The organism is Denitromonas iodatirespirans, assembly GCF_018524365.1.
Taxonomy (GTDB): domain Bacteria; phylum Pseudomonadota; class Gammaproteobacteria; order Burkholderiales; family Rhodocyclaceae; genus Nitrogeniibacter; species Nitrogeniibacter iodatirespirans.
Genome location: NZ_JAEKFT010000005.1, coordinates 53,334 through 70,726, shown reverse-complemented (window position 1 = coordinate 70,726; position 17,393 = coordinate 53,334). Strand labels below are relative to the sequence as shown.

17 protein-coding genes are annotated in these 17,393 nt (G+C 66.8%); 13 read left to right on the top strand and 4 right to left on the bottom strand.

Going from position 1 to position 17,393, the window contains the following annotated elements:
- Positions 1 to 29 precede the first annotated feature (29 nt).
- Entirely contained in the window at positions 30 to 3,056 is a 3,027-nt protein-coding gene (locus tag I8J34_RS05880; RefSeq protein ID WP_214360462.1) for a diguanylate cyclase, read from the top strand.
- A gap of 81 nt (positions 3,057 to 3,137) precedes the next feature.
- Entirely contained in the window at positions 3,138 to 4,175 is a 1,038-nt protein-coding gene (locus tag I8J34_RS05875; RefSeq protein WP_214360461.1) for an alcohol dehydrogenase catalytic domain-containing protein, read from the top strand.
- Between the two features lie 6 nt (positions 4,176 to 4,181).
- Here I8J34_RS05875 and pip read toward each other — a convergent pair whose 3' ends face one another.
- On the bottom strand, positions 4,182 to 5,138 hold the full coding sequence (gene pip, locus I8J34_RS05870) for a prolyl aminopeptidase (RefSeq protein WP_214360460.1): 957 nt from the start codon (positions 5,136 to 5,138) through the stop codon (positions 4,182 to 4,184).
- A 288-nt stretch (positions 5,139 to 5,426) separates the two neighbouring features.
- On the opposite strand from pip, the gene I8J34_RS05865 reads away from it, so the two are divergent.
- On the top strand, positions 5,427 to 5,627 hold the full coding sequence (locus I8J34_RS05865) for a hypothetical protein (RefSeq protein WP_214360459.1): 201 nt from the start codon (positions 5,427 to 5,429) through the stop codon (positions 5,625 to 5,627).
- 768 nt (positions 5,628 to 6,395) lie between these two features.
- Here the strand turns inward: I8J34_RS05865 and I8J34_RS05860 are convergent.
- Positions 6,396 to 6,836: a hypothetical protein gene (locus I8J34_RS05860; protein WP_214360458.1), complete on the bottom strand. Its 441-nt coding sequence runs from the start codon at positions 6,834 to 6,836 to the stop codon at positions 6,396 to 6,398.
- Positions 6,837 to 6,921: 85 nt separating this feature from the next.
- Positions 6,922 to 7,482, bottom strand: a complete 561-nt coding sequence (locus I8J34_RS05855; RefSeq protein WP_230411738.1) for a cation efflux transmembrane domain-containing protein — start codon at positions 7,480 to 7,482, stop codon at positions 6,922 to 6,924.
- Positions 7,483 to 7,658: 176 nt separating this feature from the next.
- On the opposite strand from I8J34_RS05855, the gene cadR reads away from it, so the two are divergent.
- Positions 7,659 to 8,066 carry a Cd(II)/Pb(II)-responsive transcriptional regulator gene (gene cadR / locus I8J34_RS05850; protein WP_214360456.1) on the top strand — a complete coding sequence of 136 codons (408 nt, stop codon included), beginning with the start codon at positions 7,659 to 7,661 and terminating at the stop codon, positions 8,064 to 8,066.
- A 45-nt stretch (positions 8,067 to 8,111) separates the two neighbouring features.
- On the opposite strand, the gene I8J34_RS05845 is transcribed toward cadR, so the two are convergent.
- Positions 8,112 to 8,549, bottom strand: coding sequence for a helix-turn-helix domain-containing protein (locus tag I8J34_RS05845; RefSeq protein ID WP_214360455.1), 438 nt, complete (start codon positions 8,547 to 8,549; stop codon positions 8,112 to 8,114).
- An 82-nt stretch (positions 8,550 to 8,631) separates the two neighbouring features.
- On the opposite strand from I8J34_RS05845, the gene I8J34_RS05840 reads away from it, so the two are divergent.
- From I8J34_RS05840 to I8J34_RS05800, 9 genes are all read left to right on the top strand, one after another.
- The gene (locus I8J34_RS05840) at positions 8,632 to 9,126 is read left to right on the top strand and encodes a DUF2938 domain-containing protein (RefSeq protein WP_214360454.1); all 495 of its coding nucleotides are present in this window, start codon (positions 8,632 to 8,634) and stop codon (positions 9,124 to 9,126) included.
- A gap of 37 nt (positions 9,127 to 9,163) precedes the next feature.
- Positions 9,164 to 9,763 carry a flavodoxin family protein gene (locus I8J34_RS05835; RefSeq protein ID WP_214360453.1) on the top strand — a complete coding sequence of 200 codons (600 nt, stop codon included), beginning with the start codon at positions 9,164 to 9,166 and terminating at the stop codon, positions 9,761 to 9,763.
- Positions 9,760 to 9,987 (top strand): DUF2798 domain-containing protein, encoded by a 228-nt coding sequence (locus I8J34_RS05830; RefSeq protein WP_214360452.1) that lies wholly within the window; start codon positions 9,760 to 9,762, stop codon positions 9,985 to 9,987. The genes I8J34_RS05835 and I8J34_RS05830 overlap by 4 nt, the downstream gene beginning before the upstream one ends.
- An 855-nt stretch (positions 9,988 to 10,842) precedes the next feature.
- Positions 10,843 to 11,823, top strand: a complete 981-nt coding sequence (locus I8J34_RS05825) for a 2OG-Fe(II) oxygenase (RefSeq protein WP_214360451.1) — start codon at positions 10,843 to 10,845, stop codon at positions 11,821 to 11,823.
- Positions 11,824 to 11,929: 106 nt separating this feature from the next.
- Entirely contained in the window at positions 11,930 to 12,094 is a 165-nt protein-coding gene (locus I8J34_RS05820) for a hypothetical protein (RefSeq protein WP_214360450.1), read from the top strand.
- 63 nt (positions 12,095 to 12,157) lie between these two features.
- On the top strand, positions 12,158 to 12,322 hold the full coding sequence (locus I8J34_RS05815) for a hypothetical protein (protein ID WP_214360449.1): 165 nt from the start codon (positions 12,158 to 12,160) through the stop codon (positions 12,320 to 12,322).
- Between the two features lie 64 nt (positions 12,323 to 12,386).
- Positions 12,387 to 12,614, top strand: coding sequence for a hypothetical protein (locus I8J34_RS05810; RefSeq protein ID WP_214360448.1), 228 nt, complete (start codon positions 12,387 to 12,389; stop codon positions 12,612 to 12,614).
- Positions 12,611 to 14,710: a peptidase domain-containing ABC transporter gene (locus I8J34_RS05805; protein WP_214360447.1), complete on the top strand. Its 2,100-nt coding sequence runs from the start codon at positions 12,611 to 12,613 to the stop codon at positions 14,708 to 14,710. Before I8J34_RS05810 ends, I8J34_RS05805 begins: the two co-directional genes overlap by 4 nt.
- A 127-nt stretch (positions 14,711 to 14,837) precedes the next feature.
- The gene (locus tag I8J34_RS05800; protein WP_214360446.1) at positions 14,838 to 17,168 is read left to right on the top strand and encodes a carbohydrate binding family 9 domain-containing protein; all 2,331 of its coding nucleotides are present in this window, start codon (positions 14,838 to 14,840) and stop codon (positions 17,166 to 17,168) included.
- Positions 17,169 to 17,393: the final 225 nt, after the last annotated feature.

Here is a 17,393-nt window from a genome sequence, read left to right as displayed (position 1 = left end):
ACACGGGAGCGCGCTGCCGGGGAGGGTCAGTGATCGAGTCTCAGTGGGTCAGACAGCCTGTATTGGCGATGGTCTATGCGCTGACCGGCGCATTGGCGAGCCTGTTTCCGGGGCCGGTGGCCGGCGAGCTGACGATCGCCCTGCCGGCGGCCGTGGCGCTGCTCGGGGCGCTGGCTTGCGGCACCTGGGCCTTGGTGGGCATCACGGCCGGTGCGCTGTGCTTCGGCCTGGTTGCCGATCCCTTGCTGATGAGCGGCGAGGGCGCCCTGGCGTTCCGCCCGGCACTGGTGATGGCGGGCGCGGCCAATCTGCAAGCATTTACCGGCGCGTTTCTGATCCGGCGTTTCGTACCTGGCTGGTGGCAGCTGACGCAGGTGCGCGACATCTTCCGGCTGTTGCTCTTCGGCGCCGCGATAGCGGCCGTGCCATGGGCGGCGATCCGCCTTGGGGTGCATCTGGTGATCGACGCGAGGCCGCCGGCGACGCCCTTCGAGGTGTTTGCGGCTGCCTGGTTGTCCCAGGTGGTGGCGGTCGCCGGTCTCTTCACGCTCTTGATGCCCTTGCTGCGATGGCGCGATCCGTTGTGGCGTGCGCGCTGGACGACGCTGGTGTTGCCCGCTGGCGCCATGCTGCTGGCGGTGCTTGCATTGAGCCGGCTTGCAGTCGATGTCGAAACCCAGCGTCGCTCGGCCTACTTCACGGCGCTGGGCTCGGCCGTCAGCCACCGTTTCCAGGACCGGATCGACGCGGCCATGGCTGCGATGGCGGTGGCGGACCGCTTCCTGGAAGCCTCGCCTTCAAGTCGGCGCGGGTTCCATCATCAACTCGGATCGCTGATGCCAGGGATCCCTGGGCTCGCGGCGATCCTGTGGGTGCCCCGGATGGCCGCGGATCAGCGCGAGGCCTTCGAGCAACTGGCCCGTGATGATGGTCTGGTGGGGTTCGAACTGGTCGAGTTCGATGCGCAGGAGCGGCTGGTGCCGGCGCAGGCGCGCGAGCAGTACTTCCCCGTGTTCTTCGCAGTATCCGGCCAGGCGATGCCGTTCCGCCTGGGCACGGACATGGCGTCTCAAACGGTCTGGAAAGCCGCCATCAACCGGGCCGTGACGCGCAATGCGGTGGCGGTCAGTTCGGTCTATCGTATCCCGGACGAGAGCGAGGCGGACGCAGCCGTGCTGCTGGTATCACCCGTCCAGCCGCTCGCCGGCAGCGGCGACGGGCCGCGCGGCCTGGCCGTGGGCGTATTGCAGTTGGCGCCCCTGATGGCCTCGGTGCGGGCGGAGTTCGATCAGTCCGGCCTGTTCCTGTCGCTGGTGGATACGACCGCCACGGTCGGGCAGACGCTCTACCGGACGGCAGGCGCGCCAGACGCGCCGGGCATGACGCGGGTCGAAACGATCCCGGTCGGCGACCGCCTGTGGCAACTTCATCTGGTGTCCGACGAGCGCTTCGCCGTGGCCGACGGGGTGCCGCTGTTGTGGATCGCGATGGTCGGCAGTGGCGTGCTCTTCGTGTTGATGCAGGGGTTCTTGTTGACTGCCAGCGGTCAGCGGGTCGAGGTGGCACGCCAGATCGCCGAAGGAACGGCGCGGCTGACCGAGGAGGTGGAGGAGCGCCGGCGTGTCGAGGCCACGTTGCGGCAGAGCGAGGCGCGCATGGGCGGCGTGTTTCGCGCGGTGCTCGATGGCATCGTGATCATCGATGAAGCCGGCATCATCGATTCGGTCAATCCTGCCGCCGCCGGCATCTTCGGCTGGACGGCGGAAGAGCTGGTCGGGCGCAATGTCAGCATGTTGATGCCCGAGCCGTTTGGTCGTCAGCACGACATCTTCCTGAGCGACTACCCGCTGACCGGCCACAAGCGCACGATCGGCTTTCACCGAACCGTCGAGGGCTTGCGCAAGCACGGCAGCCGTTTTCCGGTGGAGCTGACGCTGTCGGAGCTGGTGCTGGCCGATCGCACCTTGTTCGTCGGCGTGGTGCGGGACGTTTCCGATCGGGTGGCGGCCGCCGAACAGGCTCGGCTGTTCAACGAACAATTGCAGGACATGGTCGGCGCACTGGAGCGCCGGGACACCGAGCTGACCGAGTTGAACCGGACCAACGAGCAGCTGATGGCCTGCAACGACCGGGCCGAGGCCGCCGAGGTGCTGAGTCTGGCGATGGCCCGGATGTTCCCCGGCACCTCGGGGCGGATTGCCGCCCATGTGCCGGGGCAGCGCGATGGTCACCTCCTGACCTGGGTGCGCTGGGGCGACAATGCCGGCCTTCGGGAGTGGTTCAGTCCGGAAGACTGCTGGGCCGTTCGCCAGGGGCGCAGCTACGAGGTGGTGGCCACCGAGGCGCTGGTGCGCTGCAACCACATGACCCCGGCGGCGGGCGCCTACATCTGCCTGCCCTTGCAGGTCCAGGGGCAGGTGCAGGCGGTGCTGACGCTGGCCTATGGTGCCTCGGCCGAGTTGCAGCGCAACAGCCAGCGGCGAATGATCCATGCGGTGGCCGAGAGCATCAACCTGGCGCTGTCGAACCTGAACCTGCGCGAGACCCTGCGCGACCAGGTGGTGCGCGACCCGCTCACCCAGCTCTACAACCGGCGCTACATGGAAATGACCCTGGCGAGCGAGGTGAAGCGCGCCCAGCGCAACGGCAGCCAGCTCGGCTGCGCGGTGATCGATCTTGACCACTTCAAGGAGATCAACGATGCCTACGGTCACGACGTGGGCGACGAGGTGCTGCGCCGTATCGCCGATTCGCTGGGCGGCTGGTTCCGCAGCAGCGACACCGTGTGCCGCTTTGGCGGCGAGGAGTTTGTCGTGATCCTGCCCGAGCAGACGGCCGACGCCATTGTCGAGCGCCTGGAGGACTTGCAGACGCATTTCGCCGATGAAGTGTTCCACGCGGGCAACCGCCGCTTCGGGCGCTGCACCTTTTCGGCCGGGATCGCGGTGATGTCAGGCGAAGAGATCGACGCGGCGGTGTTGCTCAAGCAAGCCGACAACGCGCTGTATGCGGCCAAGGCCGCCGGCCGGAATCGGGTGGTGCTGGCCGGCGACTGAGCGGCGAGCCATGTCGGCCGTGGCGTGGATCGACTGACAGTGCGCAGCGCCTAGAATGAAACAAACGCAGGAGGGCGCAGCATGAAAGCGATGCGCTTGCACCGGCTCGCGCCGATCTCGGCCGATAGCGACGGCCCGTTGGTGCTGGACGAGGTTCCCGTGCCCGAGCCGGCGCCTGACGAGGTGCTGATCCGGGTCACGACTTGCGGTGTCTGCCATACCGAACTGGACGAAATCGAGGGGCGTACGCCGCCACCGACACTGCCCATGACGCTCGGCCATCAGGTGGTGGGCACGGTGGCCCGGCTGCCGACGGAGGGCGCGCGCTTCAAGGTCGGGCAGCGCGTGGGGGTGGCGTGGATCGCCTCAAGTTGCGGGCAATGCGACTACTGCCGCGAGGGGCGGCCTAACCTGTGTCCGGACTTCAAGGCCACGGGGCGCGACTGCGCCGGGGGTTACGCCGAGTACATGACGGCCCGGCCAGCCTTCGTCTACCCTATCCCCGACGCGCTGTCTGACGAATCCGCCGCGCCCCTGCTGTGCGCCGGAGCCATCGGCTATCGCTCGCTCAAGCTGTGCGAGCTGAGCGACGGACAGCGGCTGGGGCTCACGGGGTTTGGTGCCTCAGGCCATCTGGTGCTCAAGATGGTGCGCTTCCTCTACCCGTCCGCCGAGGTGGCGGTGTTCGCCCGCAGCGCGACCGAGCGCGCGCATGCGCTGGCGCTGGGCGCGGCCTGGGCGGGAGCGCCGGGCGAGGCGCCGCCGCATTTGCTGCATGCCATCATCGACACTACCCCGGTGTGGAAGCCGGTGCTCGATGCGCTGCGGGTGCTGCGCCCGGGCGGGCGGCTGGTGATCAACGCGATTCGCAAGGAGGGGCAGGACATCGATCAGTGGCTGGGGCTGTCCTACCCCGAGCAGCTGTGGATGGAGAAGGAGATCAAGAGCGTGGCCAACATCACCCCGGACGACGTGCGCGAGTTCTTACAGATCGCCGCCGAGGCGGGCATTGCCCCCGAGGTGCAGGTGTATGCCCTGGCCGACGCCAACCGTGCCTTGAAGGAGTTGCGCGCCGGGCAGATCAAGGGGGCGAAGGTGTTGCGCATCGCTCCCCGCTGATGTTCATCACGCCTTGCCGGCGTAGGCGTCCGTCGCGCGGATCAGGCGGTCGAGGATGCCGGGTTCGTTGTAGGCATGGCCGGCGCCTTCGACGAGGTGGAAGTCCGCCGGGGGCCAGGCCTTGTGCAAGGCCCAGGCGTATTTGAGCGGGCAGGGCATGTCGTAGCGGCCATGCACGATGGTGCCGGCGATGCCGTGGAGCGTGTGCGCATCGCGCAGCAGCTGGCCGTCGTCGAGCCAGGCGCGGTGGGTGAAGTAGTGATTTTCGATGCGCGCGAAGGCCAGCGCGAAGCGGTCCTCGCCAAAGCCGGCGGCAAAGTCCGCGTCCGGCAGCAGCTTGATGGTGCTGCCCTCCCAGGTACTCCAGGCCCGCGCCGCCTCGATCTGCGCCGCTGGATCGCTGCCGGTCAACCGCTTGCGGTAGGCCGCCATCAGATCGCGGCGCTCGGCCTCGGGAATCGGCGCAAGGAAGTTCTCCCATTTGTCCGGATACATCTCCGAGACGCCGAACTGGTAGTACCAGTCCAGCTCCGCCTGGGTCACGGTATACACGCCGCGCAACACCAGTTCGCTGACATGCTCCGGGTGGGTTTCGGCATAGGCCAGCGCCAGCGTCGAGCCCCACGAACCACCGAACACCAGCCATTTGTCCACGCCCGCCAGCTCGCGCAGCCGCTCGATGTCCGCCACCAGATGCCAGGTGGTGTTCGCCTCCAGCCCGGCATGCGGTGTCGATTGCCCGCAACCGCGCTGGTCGAACAGCAGCACGTCGTACCGCGCCGGGTCGAACAGGCGTCGATGGTCGGCCGAGATGCCACCGCCGGGCCCGCCATGCAGGAACACCGCCGGCTTGGCACCGGGCGTGCCGACGCGCTCGTAGTAGATGCGGTGGCCGTCGCCAACGTCGAGATGGCCGGTGGCATAGGGGTCGATGGCGGGGTAGAGGGTGCGCAGTGCGGTCATGGCTGAACGGTGGAAAAGATGTGAGGGCAGGATATCCGAGCATCGGCGTTTTATCACCCGCGCCGTCGGGGCTGTGTGTGGTGCCTGCGCTGCCGAAGCCGGGGCGGTCTCGATGTGCCGCTCCCGCCATCGATGGCACCCGCTCCAGCGGCCCGGCTTGATGCGCATCAAGCCGATCAAAAATTGACCGGACAGCGCCCCGTGCCCGAACTAGCATGAGATGGAGACTGCCCGCATCGTCGGGATTCCGTCATGGCGTGCGCGGGCGCAACCGGCAAGGAGAGCGTCATGAGCTTTATCGATTCGCCGATCGGCCGCTGCGAGGCGGTACGGGAAATGGTGCTGCTGGACGAAACGCAAGGGGAGTGCGCGCGGGAGCACGAGTGCCCGCCCGGAAGGGATTGTCCGCTTGAGGGCTGTTTTGCACAGCTCAGCGGTGTGTCCGACGCCCACGCCGACGAGGTGGTCGGGAAGAAGGTCGGCAAGTAAGTCCCTGCAGGCTTGCGATGTGTGGCGGGCTGCACGTAGCCGGGTCGAGGGCCGCAGGTCCGACGCCGGGGCATCGTGCTCGATCGGCAACGCTGAACCCGGGGTCGCTGCGCTCGCCCGGGCTACGGGGAGGCTTCGTGCGGCTCCGCGGTGTGTCCGACGCCTAAGCCGACGAGGTGGCCGGGAAGAAGGTCGGCAAGTAAGTCCTCCGCAGGCTTGCGATGCGCGGTGGGCTGCGCGTAGCCCGGCCGAGGGCCGCAGGCCCGACGCCGGGGCATCGTGCCCGATTGGCACCGCTGAACCCGGGGTCGCTGCGCTCGCCCGGGCTACGGCGTGGCTTCGTGCAGCTCAGCGGTGTGTCCGACGCCCACGCCGACGAGGTGGCCGGGAAAAGGGTCGGCAAGTAAGTCCCCCGCAGGCTTGCGTTGCGTGGTGGGCTGCGCGTAGCCCGGCCGAGGGCCGCAGGTCCGACGCCGGGGCATCGTGCCCGGTTGGCACCGCTGAACCCGGGGTCGCTGCGCTCGCCCGGGCTACGGCGCGGCTTCGTGCAGCTCAGCGGTGTGGCCGACGCCCACGCCGACGAGGTGGCCGGGAAGAAGGTCGGCAAGTAAGTCCTCCGCAGGCTTGCGTTGCGTGGTGGGCTGCGCGTAGCCCGGCCGAGGGCCGCAGGTCCGACGCCGGGGCATCGTGCCCGATCGGCAACGCTGAACCTGGGGTCGCTGCGCTCGCCCGGGCTACGGCGCTACGGATGCGCTTCGCGTGTCCGCCCTACGGGTTGGGCGGTACATCGATACCGTGTGCGCCGAGCCAGTGGCGGTCGATTTCCCATGTCACGGTCTTGATCCCGTCCTGTCGCGCCACGATGTCGCGCGCCTCGAACTGCAGGCCGGCGAGTTCTTTTTGCGCTGCGATGAAGGCTGGATCGTTGGTGTCGAGCACGTTGATGTCGGGGTAGAGCACCTTGATGACGCGGGTCACCGACACATCGCGGCTACGCGGCGTGCCCATGATCGCCTTGCCGTTCTCGACGCGCAGTACGCGGAAGGGGTAGGGGTAGGCCTTGAGTTCGGCGCTGCCTTCGGCGGCAATGGCGGCGTTGAGGGCGCGGGTCTGCCCGTCGGGGCGCTGGATGAACCAGTCGAGGGCGTAGGCCAGCACCAGGGCAATGACGATCCATTGCCAGGCGCGGAGTTTGGGCAGGTGTTTCATGAGAAGCCTCGGTGCTTGCGTGCCAGTCGGGATTCTAGGACCGATGCGGGTTCGTCCATTGATCTGGCGCAAGCGTGACGCGGGGTCAGCCCGCCGTGCCCGGGGCGGTGGCGGTTTCCAGTGCGATCTCCCGGCGCGCCTGGCGGATCACGCTGACGGCCGCCGCCAGCGCCAGGCTCGACACGACGGCAGCGACCAGCAAATCGGGCCAAGCCGTGCCGGTGCCGAACACGCCGAACGCGGCCAGGATGATCGCGATGTTCACGATTGCGTCGTTGCGGCTGCACAACCACACCGACCGCATGTTGGCATCGCCGTCGCGAAAGGCGTAGAGCATGGCCGCCACCGACACGTTGGCCGCCAGCGCCACCAACCCGATCGCCCCCATGGTGAAGGCCTCGGGCAGCACCCCGGTCTTTGCCGCCCACGCCGTCTTGGCCAGCACGAAGAGCCCGTAGGCGCCCATCGAGAGGCCCTTCACCAGCGCCGCCCGCGCCCGCCATAGCAGGCCCATCGACAGCACCGCGAGCGACAGCCCGTAGTTGGCCGCATCGCCGGCAAAATCCACCGCGTCGGCCAGCAGCGAGACCGACCCCGCCTGCATCCCGCCCACGATCTCCACCACAAACATCAGCGCATTGACCATCAGCGCCACCCACAGCGCCCGCCGATAACGCGGGCCCACCTGTGGCGCGCTTGCACTGCAGCCACCGTTGCAACATGCCGACATCGCACCCACTCCTTCGAATCAATGGCACCATTTGAAACCCTGGAGTCGCTCCAGGGTCAACCGCGGCATCTGGATGAGACTGGGAGCGCAGGATGCGAATCGGCGAACTGGCCCGCGCCTGCGGCGTGGATGTGGAAACCGTCCGCTACTACGAAAAGCAAGGGCTGCTGCCGGCCGCCCACCGCACACCCAATGGCTATCGGCTATTCGGCCCCCAGCATGCGGAGCGCCTCGCCTTCATCCGCCACTGCCGCGCGCTCGACATGCCGCTGGCCGAGATCCGCCATCTCATCGAGGTCGCCGACCACCCCGACGCCGATTGCGGCGACGTGAACGCCCTCATCGACACTCAGCTGGACAAGGTGCGCGAGCGCATCAAGGCCATGCAGGCGCTGGAGCATCAGTTGGTGGCGTTGCGCAGCCGATGCGACTCGCAGCGGGCGGTGGAGGCATGCGGGATTCTGAATGAGTTGATGGCGGTGAGTCGTACGGTGCGGTGAGTGGCGCGCCCGCCGAGGGCCGGGTGTTGCCTCGCTCACGCCAGCCTACGATCGGCTGCGCCGGGGCGCCTTGCGTGCGGGCGTGTCGTGTGCGGCGAACATGCCAAGTGCGGCGGCCTTGAGCAGTTTCTGAAAGCTGGGGCAGGCGGCATGGCTGGGGGCGGGGCAGGCGGCGGCATGGCGAAGTCCGTTGCTGACGGCGCGCAGGCGCTTGACGAGCGCGTCGACATCGTCGGCCTTGGCGGACAGTAGTTGCCGATCGATGTTGGGTTCGCCATCGGGCGAGAGCATGGTGCGGACTTCGTCGAGCGACAGCCCGGCCGCCTGGCCGAGGGCGATGAGCGCGAGCTGATCGACCACGCCGGGTGCAAAGCGGCGGCGCAGGCCATCGCGCCCGACGGAATGGATCAACCCCTTCTTTTCGTAATAGCGCAGTGTCGAGGCGGGCACCCCGGTGCGTTTGGCGACTTCGGCAATATCCATCGGCGACCCCTTGACTTGAAGTTGACTTCAACTTTTAGAGTGATCTCCACAAGCCTGTCAGTCAACGATCAAGGAGGTCCTCATGACACTGCTTCAAGCCATTTTCAAGGTGTTTCTCATCGGCGTCGGCGCGACCGCGATCATGGATCTGTGGCTCGCACTGCTGCGCCGCTTCGGCGTTCAGGGGCTGAATTTTGCCCTGCTCGGCCGTTGGGTTGGGCATCTGGCCCGCGGCACGCTGGTGCATCCGGCCATTGCCAAGGCGGCGGCCATTCGAGATGAGCGCGTACTGGGCTGGGGGGCGCACTACGCGGTGGGCGTGGCTTTTGCGGCGCTGCTGGTGGCGGTGTTCGGCGTGGCGTGGCTGGAGCGCCCGACCGTGCTGCCGGCGGTCCTGCTCGGGGTGGCCACGGTGGTCGCGCCGCTCTTTGTGATGCAGCCGGCCATGGGGGCGGGGTTTGCCGCGTCGAAAACGCCCACGCCACTGAAGAACTGCGTGCGCAGCGTGGTGAATCACGCGGTGTTTGGTCTGGGCTTGTACCTGTCTGCCCTGGTGCTCGTGGCGTTGGCGCCTTGAGCTGCCCGCCTGTCTGAATCGAATCGGAGTTTGAAAAATGAATACGCTTGCCATTGTCTATCACAGTGCTCACGGCCATACCGAGCACATCGCCCGCCACATTGCCGACGGGGCCCGCACGCTGGCCGACACCCAAGTCGATCTGCTCAAGGCGGAGGCGCTGACTGCGGCGCCGGATGCGTTGCTGGGCTACGACGGGCTCATTCTCGGCTCGCCGACCTACCTGGGTGGGGTGTCGGGCCCGTTCAAATCGTTCATGGATGCCACCGGCCGCCTGTGGCGGACGCAGCAGTTGCGGGGCAAGCTGGCCGCCGGGTTCACGGTGTCGTCGCTGCCGGCGGGCGACAAACAGTCGACGTTGATGGCGATGTTCGTGTTTTGCATGCAGCACGGCATGTTGTGGGCGGGCAACCCAGTGTTGCCCGAGCAACACGACGGGGTGCCCGACGACGAGGCGGCAAACCGGCTGGGATCGTGGTCGGGGTTGATGGCGCAGGCCGGGCATGGGGCCGCGGCCGATGCCTTCGTGCCTGGCGACATCAAATCGGCCCGGCTGTTCGGCGGGCATTTTGCGCACGCGCTGAAGCGCTTGGGCAGTGCGGCCACGGTCGGCCTGGCACAGGAGGCGTGCGCATGATTCCCAAAAAATACGGAGCGGCCCTGTTCAGCTTGATCCTGTCGGGGCTGATGTCGTTCATGGTCTCGGGCATTGCGACATTTCGCGCCGCGGGCTTTGCACCAGACTTCATCGGCCTGTGGGTGGGGGCCTGGCTCACGGCCTGGTTGTTTGCCTTTCCGGCGGTGATGCTGGTCTCGCCGCTGGCGCGGCGGATGGTCGGGGCGCTGGTGGCCAAGGGGTGACGCCTGGCAAGGGCAAAAAAACGCCCCCGGCGTCGGGGGCGTTTGACATGCTGCGTTGCGGGCCGATTGTCTGCAGTATCAACGCCTGACAAAAACGCCCGTTCGAGGTGTTTGCTGTTGAATCATATGTCTCCTGCAACGTATTTTTCGATTTAACTATTAAATAGTTAATCTGTTCATTCCATTGTTTCCTTGAGAGTCCCTCGTAGCTAGCATCAGTCTCGCTCACTAGGCACCACGAGACACAAAAAAGCCGGCGTCGCTTCTTGACGGAAACGACGGACGGAAAACAAGCGATCAAATCGCGAATTTTCGAGGAGACACGGGATGCGCACCACATTAGATGATGTTGTCGCTTGCACCGCAACGGCGATATCGGAAGGCCCGATCAGCCGATATGGGGAAATCCGCTTGCCCGATTCGCCATGGCCGTCAGGCAGTCAAGCGATGCCGATCATGTCGGCCAGGCCCATCCATGACCAGCCGGAGTCTGGTGGCATCAAACAATTGCCGTCTGGCGAATCGGCGATGCCTGGCCAGCCGGGATCCGATTCGTCGATGTCCCGCCCACCACACCCAATCGAATATCGCAATCGTGTCGTACGCCCGCGGGAGTCCCGCTTGCTGGCCACCGATGGTGACGGCGGACGAGTATCCGGTCATTAGGGGCGGCGTGCGGCGCAAGGCGAAGGGACAGGCTGTAGCCGTCTGATCCCCGCTGGCCACTCGGGCTCATCTGGTTTCAACCTAAACGTAATCCTCGCGTCTCGCCGACCTTTTCGGGGCGTCGCTGGCGCGCGGCTAAAAATAGGCGGCTTGTTTGCAAGACGCAGAAGTGCGCGCAGGAGAATTCCCATGGAGTGCACCTTGAACGAAGAGACGACAGCCGTCGCTGGACTGGCCTCCAATGACGAGATGTCCGCCCATAACGAGGCAGTCGAGGCATGGCTGCTTGCAGCGGTCTCTCGCGGCGACCTGAGCGTGGAAGCGATGGCGCAAGCGATGCAGGCTGACGGCTATGGGGAGCACGAAGCGCAGCTGCTGGCGGCGTTGGGCGTGCTGCGTCACGAAGACACACCGCTGCACAGTGTGCTCGAGCACTCGCGGATGCAGGGCGCAGTGTTGGATGTGATCCAGCACTTTCGCTATGCCCGACTTGATGCCCTGGATGCGCACCGTTCCCCGGTCGACGCACCGGTGGCGCCGAGCAAGGTGCGCGGTGTGCGTGCACGTCTGACTTGCACGTCGCCCGACCTGGCGCTGTTCGACGATGTCCTGAGCGCACATGAATGCAGTGACCTGATCGAGTTCGCGAAGGAGCATCTTAGCGCCAACCGTGTCATGAGTGAGCAAGGTGAAGTGATCGACGCCGACGTACGAACGAGCAGCGGTTGCTTCGTCGAAGCCGGATCCGTGCCCTGGATCGACGCGATCGAAGCGCGCATCTCAACGCTCGTGCAGTGGCCGCAGGAATGCATGGAGGAGCTGGCCATCGTTCGCTACTCGGGCGGCGAGCGCTTCCTGTCGCATTTCGACTACTTCAACGCCCCTGAACTGTTGCGTCATCGCGAAGAGCTCGATGCGGCGGGCCAGCGCATCGGCACCATCGTTCTGTACCTGAATGACGTGACCGAAGGCGGGGCCACGCGCTTTGACGTCGCTGGCCTCGAACTACTGCCGAGTCGGGGAAGCGCGCTGTACTTCACCTACCGCCTGCCCGATGGCCGGATGGACGAGGCCTCGTTGCATAGCGGCACCCCGGTGCTCGAAGGGGAGAAGTGGATCGCGACGCTGTGGTTGCGCGAACGCCCATGCCGAGGGCTCTCGGCGGGCTGAGGAGTGACAGCGCCACCCGGTGTCGTTCCCGGCCGGGTGGCGTGAAAGTGAGACCGGGAACGCTACGGAAACGTGAACACTACGGAAACGTTTGAGGAGACTTCATATGCATCAAGAAAAGAAGAAGCCCAAGGCGGTTGTTGGCCAGCACATGCTGAAGCTGTTGAACGAGAAGGAGCAGCGTGCCGTTGCAGGCGGGCCGCGTGGGCCGGTGCGCTCGCCCGGCAACGGTTGCGGCAACACCGGAAACGGCGGTAACCGCTGCCGCTGAAAGTAGGCGATTGGCGCGGGCGCAGGCCCGCGCCGACCTAGGCAACGTTTGAGGAGATTTCACATGCATCAAGAAAAGAAAAAACCCAAGGTGGTGGTTGGCCAGCACATGCTGAAGCTGTTGAACGAGAAGGAGCAGCGCGCCGTCGCAGGCGGGCCGCGTGGGCCGGTGCGCTCGCCCGGCAACGGTTGTGGCAACACCGGAAACGGCGGTAACCGCTGTCGCTGAAAGCAGGCGATTGGCGCGGGCGCAGGCCCGCGCCGACTGCTAGGGCATCGGTCGTCACACAACCATGAAAGACAGCCTGTTCAGACCTGAAGCGGTCGAGCACCGGCGCGATGCTGGATTCGGCGTGGTCGTGCGGCGACACCGCTGGCGCGTCGCTGTGGCGCTGCTGCTTTGCAGCGCCGCAGCATTTGCGCTGGCGTGGTGGCTCACGCACTGGGAGGTGGCGCCCGGTCGCAGCGTGCTCGCCTGGATGCTGGAGCGCGTCGCGCCCTCGGCGGTATCGGCACGATGAGCAAGCTGCCGGTGTTTCTGCAGATGGAGGCCAATGAATGCGGCCTCGCATCGCTCGCAATGATTGCGGCTTATCACGGCCACGTTGACTCGCTGGCGCAGGTCCGTCGTGACCTGCCCGTCTCGCGCAAGGGTGCCACCGTTCGCGGCCTGCTCGCGATGGCCGACGTGCTCGGTCTTAGTGCGCGTGCGGTCAAGCTCGATGTCGATGAACTGCCGCACCTGCAGTTGCCTTGCATCCTGCATTGGGACATGGAGCATTTCGTGGTTCTGCGCGCGGCGGGGCGGCGCAGCGTGGTGATCCACGACCCGGCGGTCGGCGTGCGGCGCGTCTCGATGCGGGAGTTCGGCCGCCGCTTCACCGGCGTGGCGCTGGAGTGTGAACCCCATGCTGCCTTCGAGCAGCGGCCGGCGCCCCGCGCCCAGGGCCTGCGCGACTGGTTCGGCCGCGTGCCGGGATTGCGCCGTGGCCTCACCCAAATCGTGCTGCTGACCGGACTGCTCGAATTGGTCGCGGTTCTGATGCCGTTCCTGCTGCAGTGGGTGGTCGATGACGCGCTGCCTGCGCGCGGCACTTCGCTGCTCGATGGGCTGGTCGTCGGCTTCGCGCTGCTCGTGCTCATCGGCACCTTGCTGGACATCGCACGCGGCTGGTTGGCCGTGCTGGTCAGCATGGACCTGAATCTGCGCTGGACCGCGCGCGTTCTCGCTCACCTCTTGCGCTTGCCGCTGGACTTTTTCGAGCGCCGCCATGCAGGCGACATCGCTTCGTGCTTCGGTTCGATCACCATCGTGCAGCACACTTTTACGACCGGCTTCATCGAGGCGCTCGTCGACGGGGCCCTGGTGTTGGGCACCTTGGCGATGATGACCTGGTACAGCCCGGTGGGGGCGGCACTTGCGCTCGGCGGCGTGCTTTTGTATGCACTGGTGTGTGTGCTGCTGCACCGGCCACTGCGTCAGGCGAGCGCCGAAGAAATCGTGCAGGTGGCACGGCAGCAGAGCCACTTTCTCGAGACACTGCGGGGCATTCAGGGCATACGCCTGTTCGCGCGCGCCGAAGAGCGCCAACGCGGCTGGGCCAAGCTCATCGCCTTGCAGACCAATGCCGAGCTTCGTGTGCAGGGCCTGCGACTGACGCACCAGACAACACACCGGCTGCTGTTCGAGCTGCTGCGCGTGCTGGTCATCTGGCTCGCCGCGCACGCTGTATTGTCAGGTTCGGCGACCCTGGGCCTCTTGTTTGCATTTCTGGCCTACCTTGACCAATTCACTCGGCGCACGGGCGCACTCATCGACCGGCTGCTCGATCTTGCGCTGCTGCGTCTGCATGTCGATCGCGTCGGCGACATCGTGCAGACACCGGTGGAACCGCCCGACCCATCGCCACCTGCCGCCGAACCCGACACGGGGCCACCGAGGATCAGCGTGCATGGGCTGCGCTACGCGTATGCGTTCGCGGAGGAGCCCGTGCTCGATGGCGTCGACCTCGAAATCGAAGCCGGCGAGTGCGTTGCGCTGACCGGGCCTTCGGGCTGTGGCAAGACGACGCTTGTGAAGTTGCTGATGGGGCTGCTCGAACCGACGCACGGCGAGATCCGGGTCGACGGTGCGCCGCTGGCCGAGTTCGGCCGCAATCGGTTGCGTGCGATGGCCGGCACCGTGATGCAGGACGATGTGCTGTTTACCGGTTCGCTCGCCGACAACATCTGCTTCTTCGACCCCGAGCCGGATTTCGAGCACATGCGGCACTGCGCGCAGCTGGCCGCGCTGCACGATGACATCGAGAACATGCCGATGGGTTACGACACGCTCGTCGGCGAGGTCGGGGTCGGCCTGTCCGGGGGCCAGAAGCAGCGCGTCATGCTGGCCCGCGCACTGTACCGACGCCCCCGCCTGCTGGTGCTGGACGAAGCGACGAGTCACCTGGATGTATTCGCCGAGCGCAACGTCAACGAGGCCATCCGCAGGTTGGCTTTGACGCGCATCGTCGTCGCTCATCGGCCCGAGACGATCGCCATGGCAGACCGCGTGATCGAGATGGCACACGGCCGTGTCGTGCGCCAACTGAGAGCGCTCGGGCAGGTTGGCCGATGAGGCCCCCAAGGGCGTGGCGTCGGTCCACAAGCGCCGAGCACGGGGGCGGAGCCTGCGCGACGAAGTGGTCCCGCGCCGCCCACCACGATCGGCTGCTGCGGGCTCGGGATTGGGCGACGAGCGCAGGTTGACCATCGGGTACAAATACGCTGCTGGTGGTGGCCGTTCCGGCCGAACGCGAAGCCGCTCCCGCCTGTTCCATCCTGGCTGGCGCACCGTTGGCGGCGCTCGCTGGCTTCTGCGCGCGATGCTGCTGTGGTTCGCCATGGCGGTCGCGGCGTTGCCGGCGGACGCGCATGACCCGGCTGCGGCACCTCTGGTCGTCGGCCTCTTGCCCGCCGGTGTCGCGCCGCTGCTCGACGGCCGCCTCGATGAGCCGTGGTGGGCCGAGGCGGCGCTGATCGACACCTTTTATGAAGTCGATCCCGGTGATCGTCTGCCGCCACCAGTGCGCACCGAGATCCGGTTGGCCGTCGATGCCAGGTACCTGTACATCGGGGTGCGTGCCTTCGACCCGTCACCTCAGGCCATACGTGCGCCGATCCTGCGCCGCGACGATAGCGGCGACGATGCGGACAAAGTGACGATCTACATCGACGCCTTGGGCAACCGTCGCGTTGCCCAGATCTTCGAGGTCTCGGCCAGCGGCTCGATCGGCGACGGACTGTTCAGCGAGGACACCGGCAGCGCCGACGAGGGTGGGGCTACGCTGGGTGTGGAGGACATGTCGCCCAACTTCCGCTACCGCAGCGCGGCGGCGCGTTTCGAAGGCGGCTGGTCGGCCGAACTGGCGATTCCGTTCTCCACGTTGCGCTACGAAACCGGTGACGCCAAATCCTGGGGGGTGCTGGTGGCGCGCAACTACCCGCGCGAGCAGGCCTACTACATGATGTCCGGACCGGTGCCGCGCGACTCCGCATGCACCCTGTGCTGGGCCACGCCGCTGGCCGGCCTGCAGCCGCCGCAGTACCAGCTGACGTTGCAGGGGACGGCTTCACTCTCGCACCGCACCGTGCGCGAGCGTCAGGCCGATGGTGGAACCGCGGCGCAGGGGCAGGACCAGGCGGGCCTCGACCTGAAGTTGTCGTGGCGTGCCGACACACACGCCGACCTGACGCTGCGGCCCGATTTTTCGCAGGTCGAGATCGACGCCCCGCAACTGGCGGGCAACACGCGCTACGCGATCTATTTCCCGGAAAAGCGGCAGTTCTTCCTGGAGAGCGCCGACCTCCTCGAATCGCCTTTGCCGGTGCTGCGTACGCGTTCCCTGGCGGCGCCGGATTGGGGGCTGCGCCTGACGCATCGCGGGCCGGTCGAGGGCACCGTGCTGATCGTTCGCGACGCGCCGGCAGGCAGCATACTGCTGCCCGCGCCCAGCTACACCGACGAGCGCCTGCGTGAGCAGCCCTCGACCGCGTTGCTGATGCGCATGCGCACGCAACTGGGCGACGCGACGATCGGCGCGCTGCACAGCCAGCGGCGTTACGAAGGCGCGCTCGGCCGCAACGAAGTGAGCGGCGTCGATGCGGCCTGGTCGCCCGCGCCGTCGCACCGCCTCGATTTCCAATGGCTGCAAAGCCGCTCCACCGCCTTGCAGGCCGAGCGCGGTGTGCCCGACACGGGATCGGCTTGGCAGCTGCGTTGGTTCCATCGCGCACCGTCGCTCAGCGTGGATGCCAGCGTACGGCGCGTGGATGCAGGCTTCCGCGCCGACAACGGTTTCGTCGAGCGCGCCGACGTGCGCCAGACGGCATGGAGCGCCAGCATCTACCAGCGGCCCTGGTTCGGTCTGCAGGAAGTCGGGCTGACCATGGGCGACCAACGCAGCCTCGCGCTCGACGGCGACCGATCGCTGCTCGACGCGCGCACCGCGGCCGGCGCCTACGCCACCTTGCCGCGCCTGACGCGACTGGCGGTAGAGCCGTGGGTGCGTGTCCAGCAGCGCGCCACCACGACAGGCCTCGTTCACGAGATGCAGCGCTGGCAGGCCAACCTGAGCTCGATGCCTTCGTCGTGGTGGAGCGGGCTGTGGCTGCAGATCGAGGGCGGTGAGATGCTCGATGTCGAGCGCGACCGCATCGGCCGCGGCGGCGCGTTCGACAGCTGGGCCAGGTGGCAACCGCACGCCCACCTGCAGGTACAGGGCGAGTTCAGACGGCTCGCGATCGGGGGGCACGGTCAGGCGTGGTTCGACGAACGTGCCTGGCGCTTGCTGGTGCTCTGGCACCTGGGGCCCGACCAGTACTTGCGCTGGATCGATCAGCGCCGCCGCGTGCGCCGCCAGGGCTTGTCCGACTCTGGCGAGGCGGCGCGCACGTTGAGCTGGCAATACAGGTGGCGCTCGGATTGGCTCATCGACGTCGGCATGACCACCCAGACGAGCTTGCGCGTCAACGCAGACCGCGGGGCCCGCAGCCGGGAGCTATTCGTCAAGGCCACCTGGGAGTTCGACCGGTAACGGGTCGGCGCTACGATGGGGGTGACTCCGCGCAGGCACTAGGGCGTGTTCTCAATGAGCCTGTGGATCTCGTTGAGGCCATGAGTTCCCGCCAGCGACGTTGCACTCGTTGCCCAGGGAGCCACCCTTGGCTGCCTTGCGCGCCTTGCGGCGTGCGCTCATGGTCTCAACCCGGGCTCGGGCGGGATGGCGCTGACCAGCTTGCTCTATCGGCTATGACAGGTT

Excerpts from the sequence above, each read along its gene's own strand:
- I8J34_RS05865 (WP_214360459.1), top strand. The coding sequence starts at position 5,427 with ATGAGCTTTATCGATTCGCCGATCGGCCGCTGCGAGGCGGTACGGGAA.
- I8J34_RS05875 (WP_214360461.1), top strand. The coding sequence starts at position 3,138 with ATGAAAGCGATGCGCTTGCACCGGCTCGCGCCGATCTCGGCCGATAGC.
- cadR (WP_214360456.1), top strand. The coding sequence starts at position 7,659 with ATGCGAATCGGCGAACTGGCCCGCGCCTGCGGCGTGGATGTGGAAACC.
- I8J34_RS05860 (WP_214360458.1), bottom strand. The coding sequence starts at position 6,836 with ATGAAACACCTGCCCAAACTCCGCGCCTGGCAATGGATCGTCATTGCC.
- I8J34_RS05815 (WP_214360449.1), top strand. The coding sequence starts at position 12,158 with ATGCATCAAGAAAAGAAAAAACCCAAGGTGGTGGTTGGCCAGCACATG.
- I8J34_RS05805 (WP_214360447.1), top strand. The coding sequence starts at position 12,611 with ATGAGCAAGCTGCCGGTGTTTCTGCAGATGGAGGCCAATGAATGCGGC.
- I8J34_RS05835 (WP_214360453.1), top strand. The coding sequence starts at position 9,164 with ATGAATACGCTTGCCATTGTCTATCACAGTGCTCACGGCCATACCGAG.
- I8J34_RS05820 (WP_214360450.1), top strand. The coding sequence starts at position 11,930 with ATGCATCAAGAAAAGAAGAAGCCCAAGGCGGTTGTTGGCCAGCACATG.
- I8J34_RS05810 (WP_214360448.1), top strand. The coding sequence starts at position 12,387 with ATGAAAGACAGCCTGTTCAGACCTGAAGCGGTCGAGCACCGGCGCGAT.
- I8J34_RS05830 (WP_214360452.1), top strand. The coding sequence starts at position 9,760 with ATGATTCCCAAAAAATACGGAGCGGCCCTGTTCAGCTTGATCCTGTCG.
- I8J34_RS05840 (WP_214360454.1), top strand. The coding sequence starts at position 8,632 with ATGACACTGCTTCAAGCCATTTTCAAGGTGTTTCTCATCGGCGTCGGC.
- I8J34_RS05855 (WP_230411738.1), bottom strand. The coding sequence starts at position 7,482 with ATGGTCAATGCGCTGATGTTTGTGGTGGAGATCGTGGGCGGGATGCAG.
- I8J34_RS05845 (WP_214360455.1), bottom strand. The coding sequence starts at position 8,549 with ATGGATATTGCCGAAGTCGCCAAACGCACCGGGGTGCCCGCCTCGACA.
- I8J34_RS05825 (WP_214360451.1), top strand. The coding sequence starts at position 10,843 with ATGGAGTGCACCTTGAACGAAGAGACGACAGCCGTCGCTGGACTGGCC.
- pip (WP_214360460.1), bottom strand. The coding sequence starts at position 5,138 with ATGACCGCACTGCGCACCCTCTACCCCGCCATCGACCCCTATGCCACC.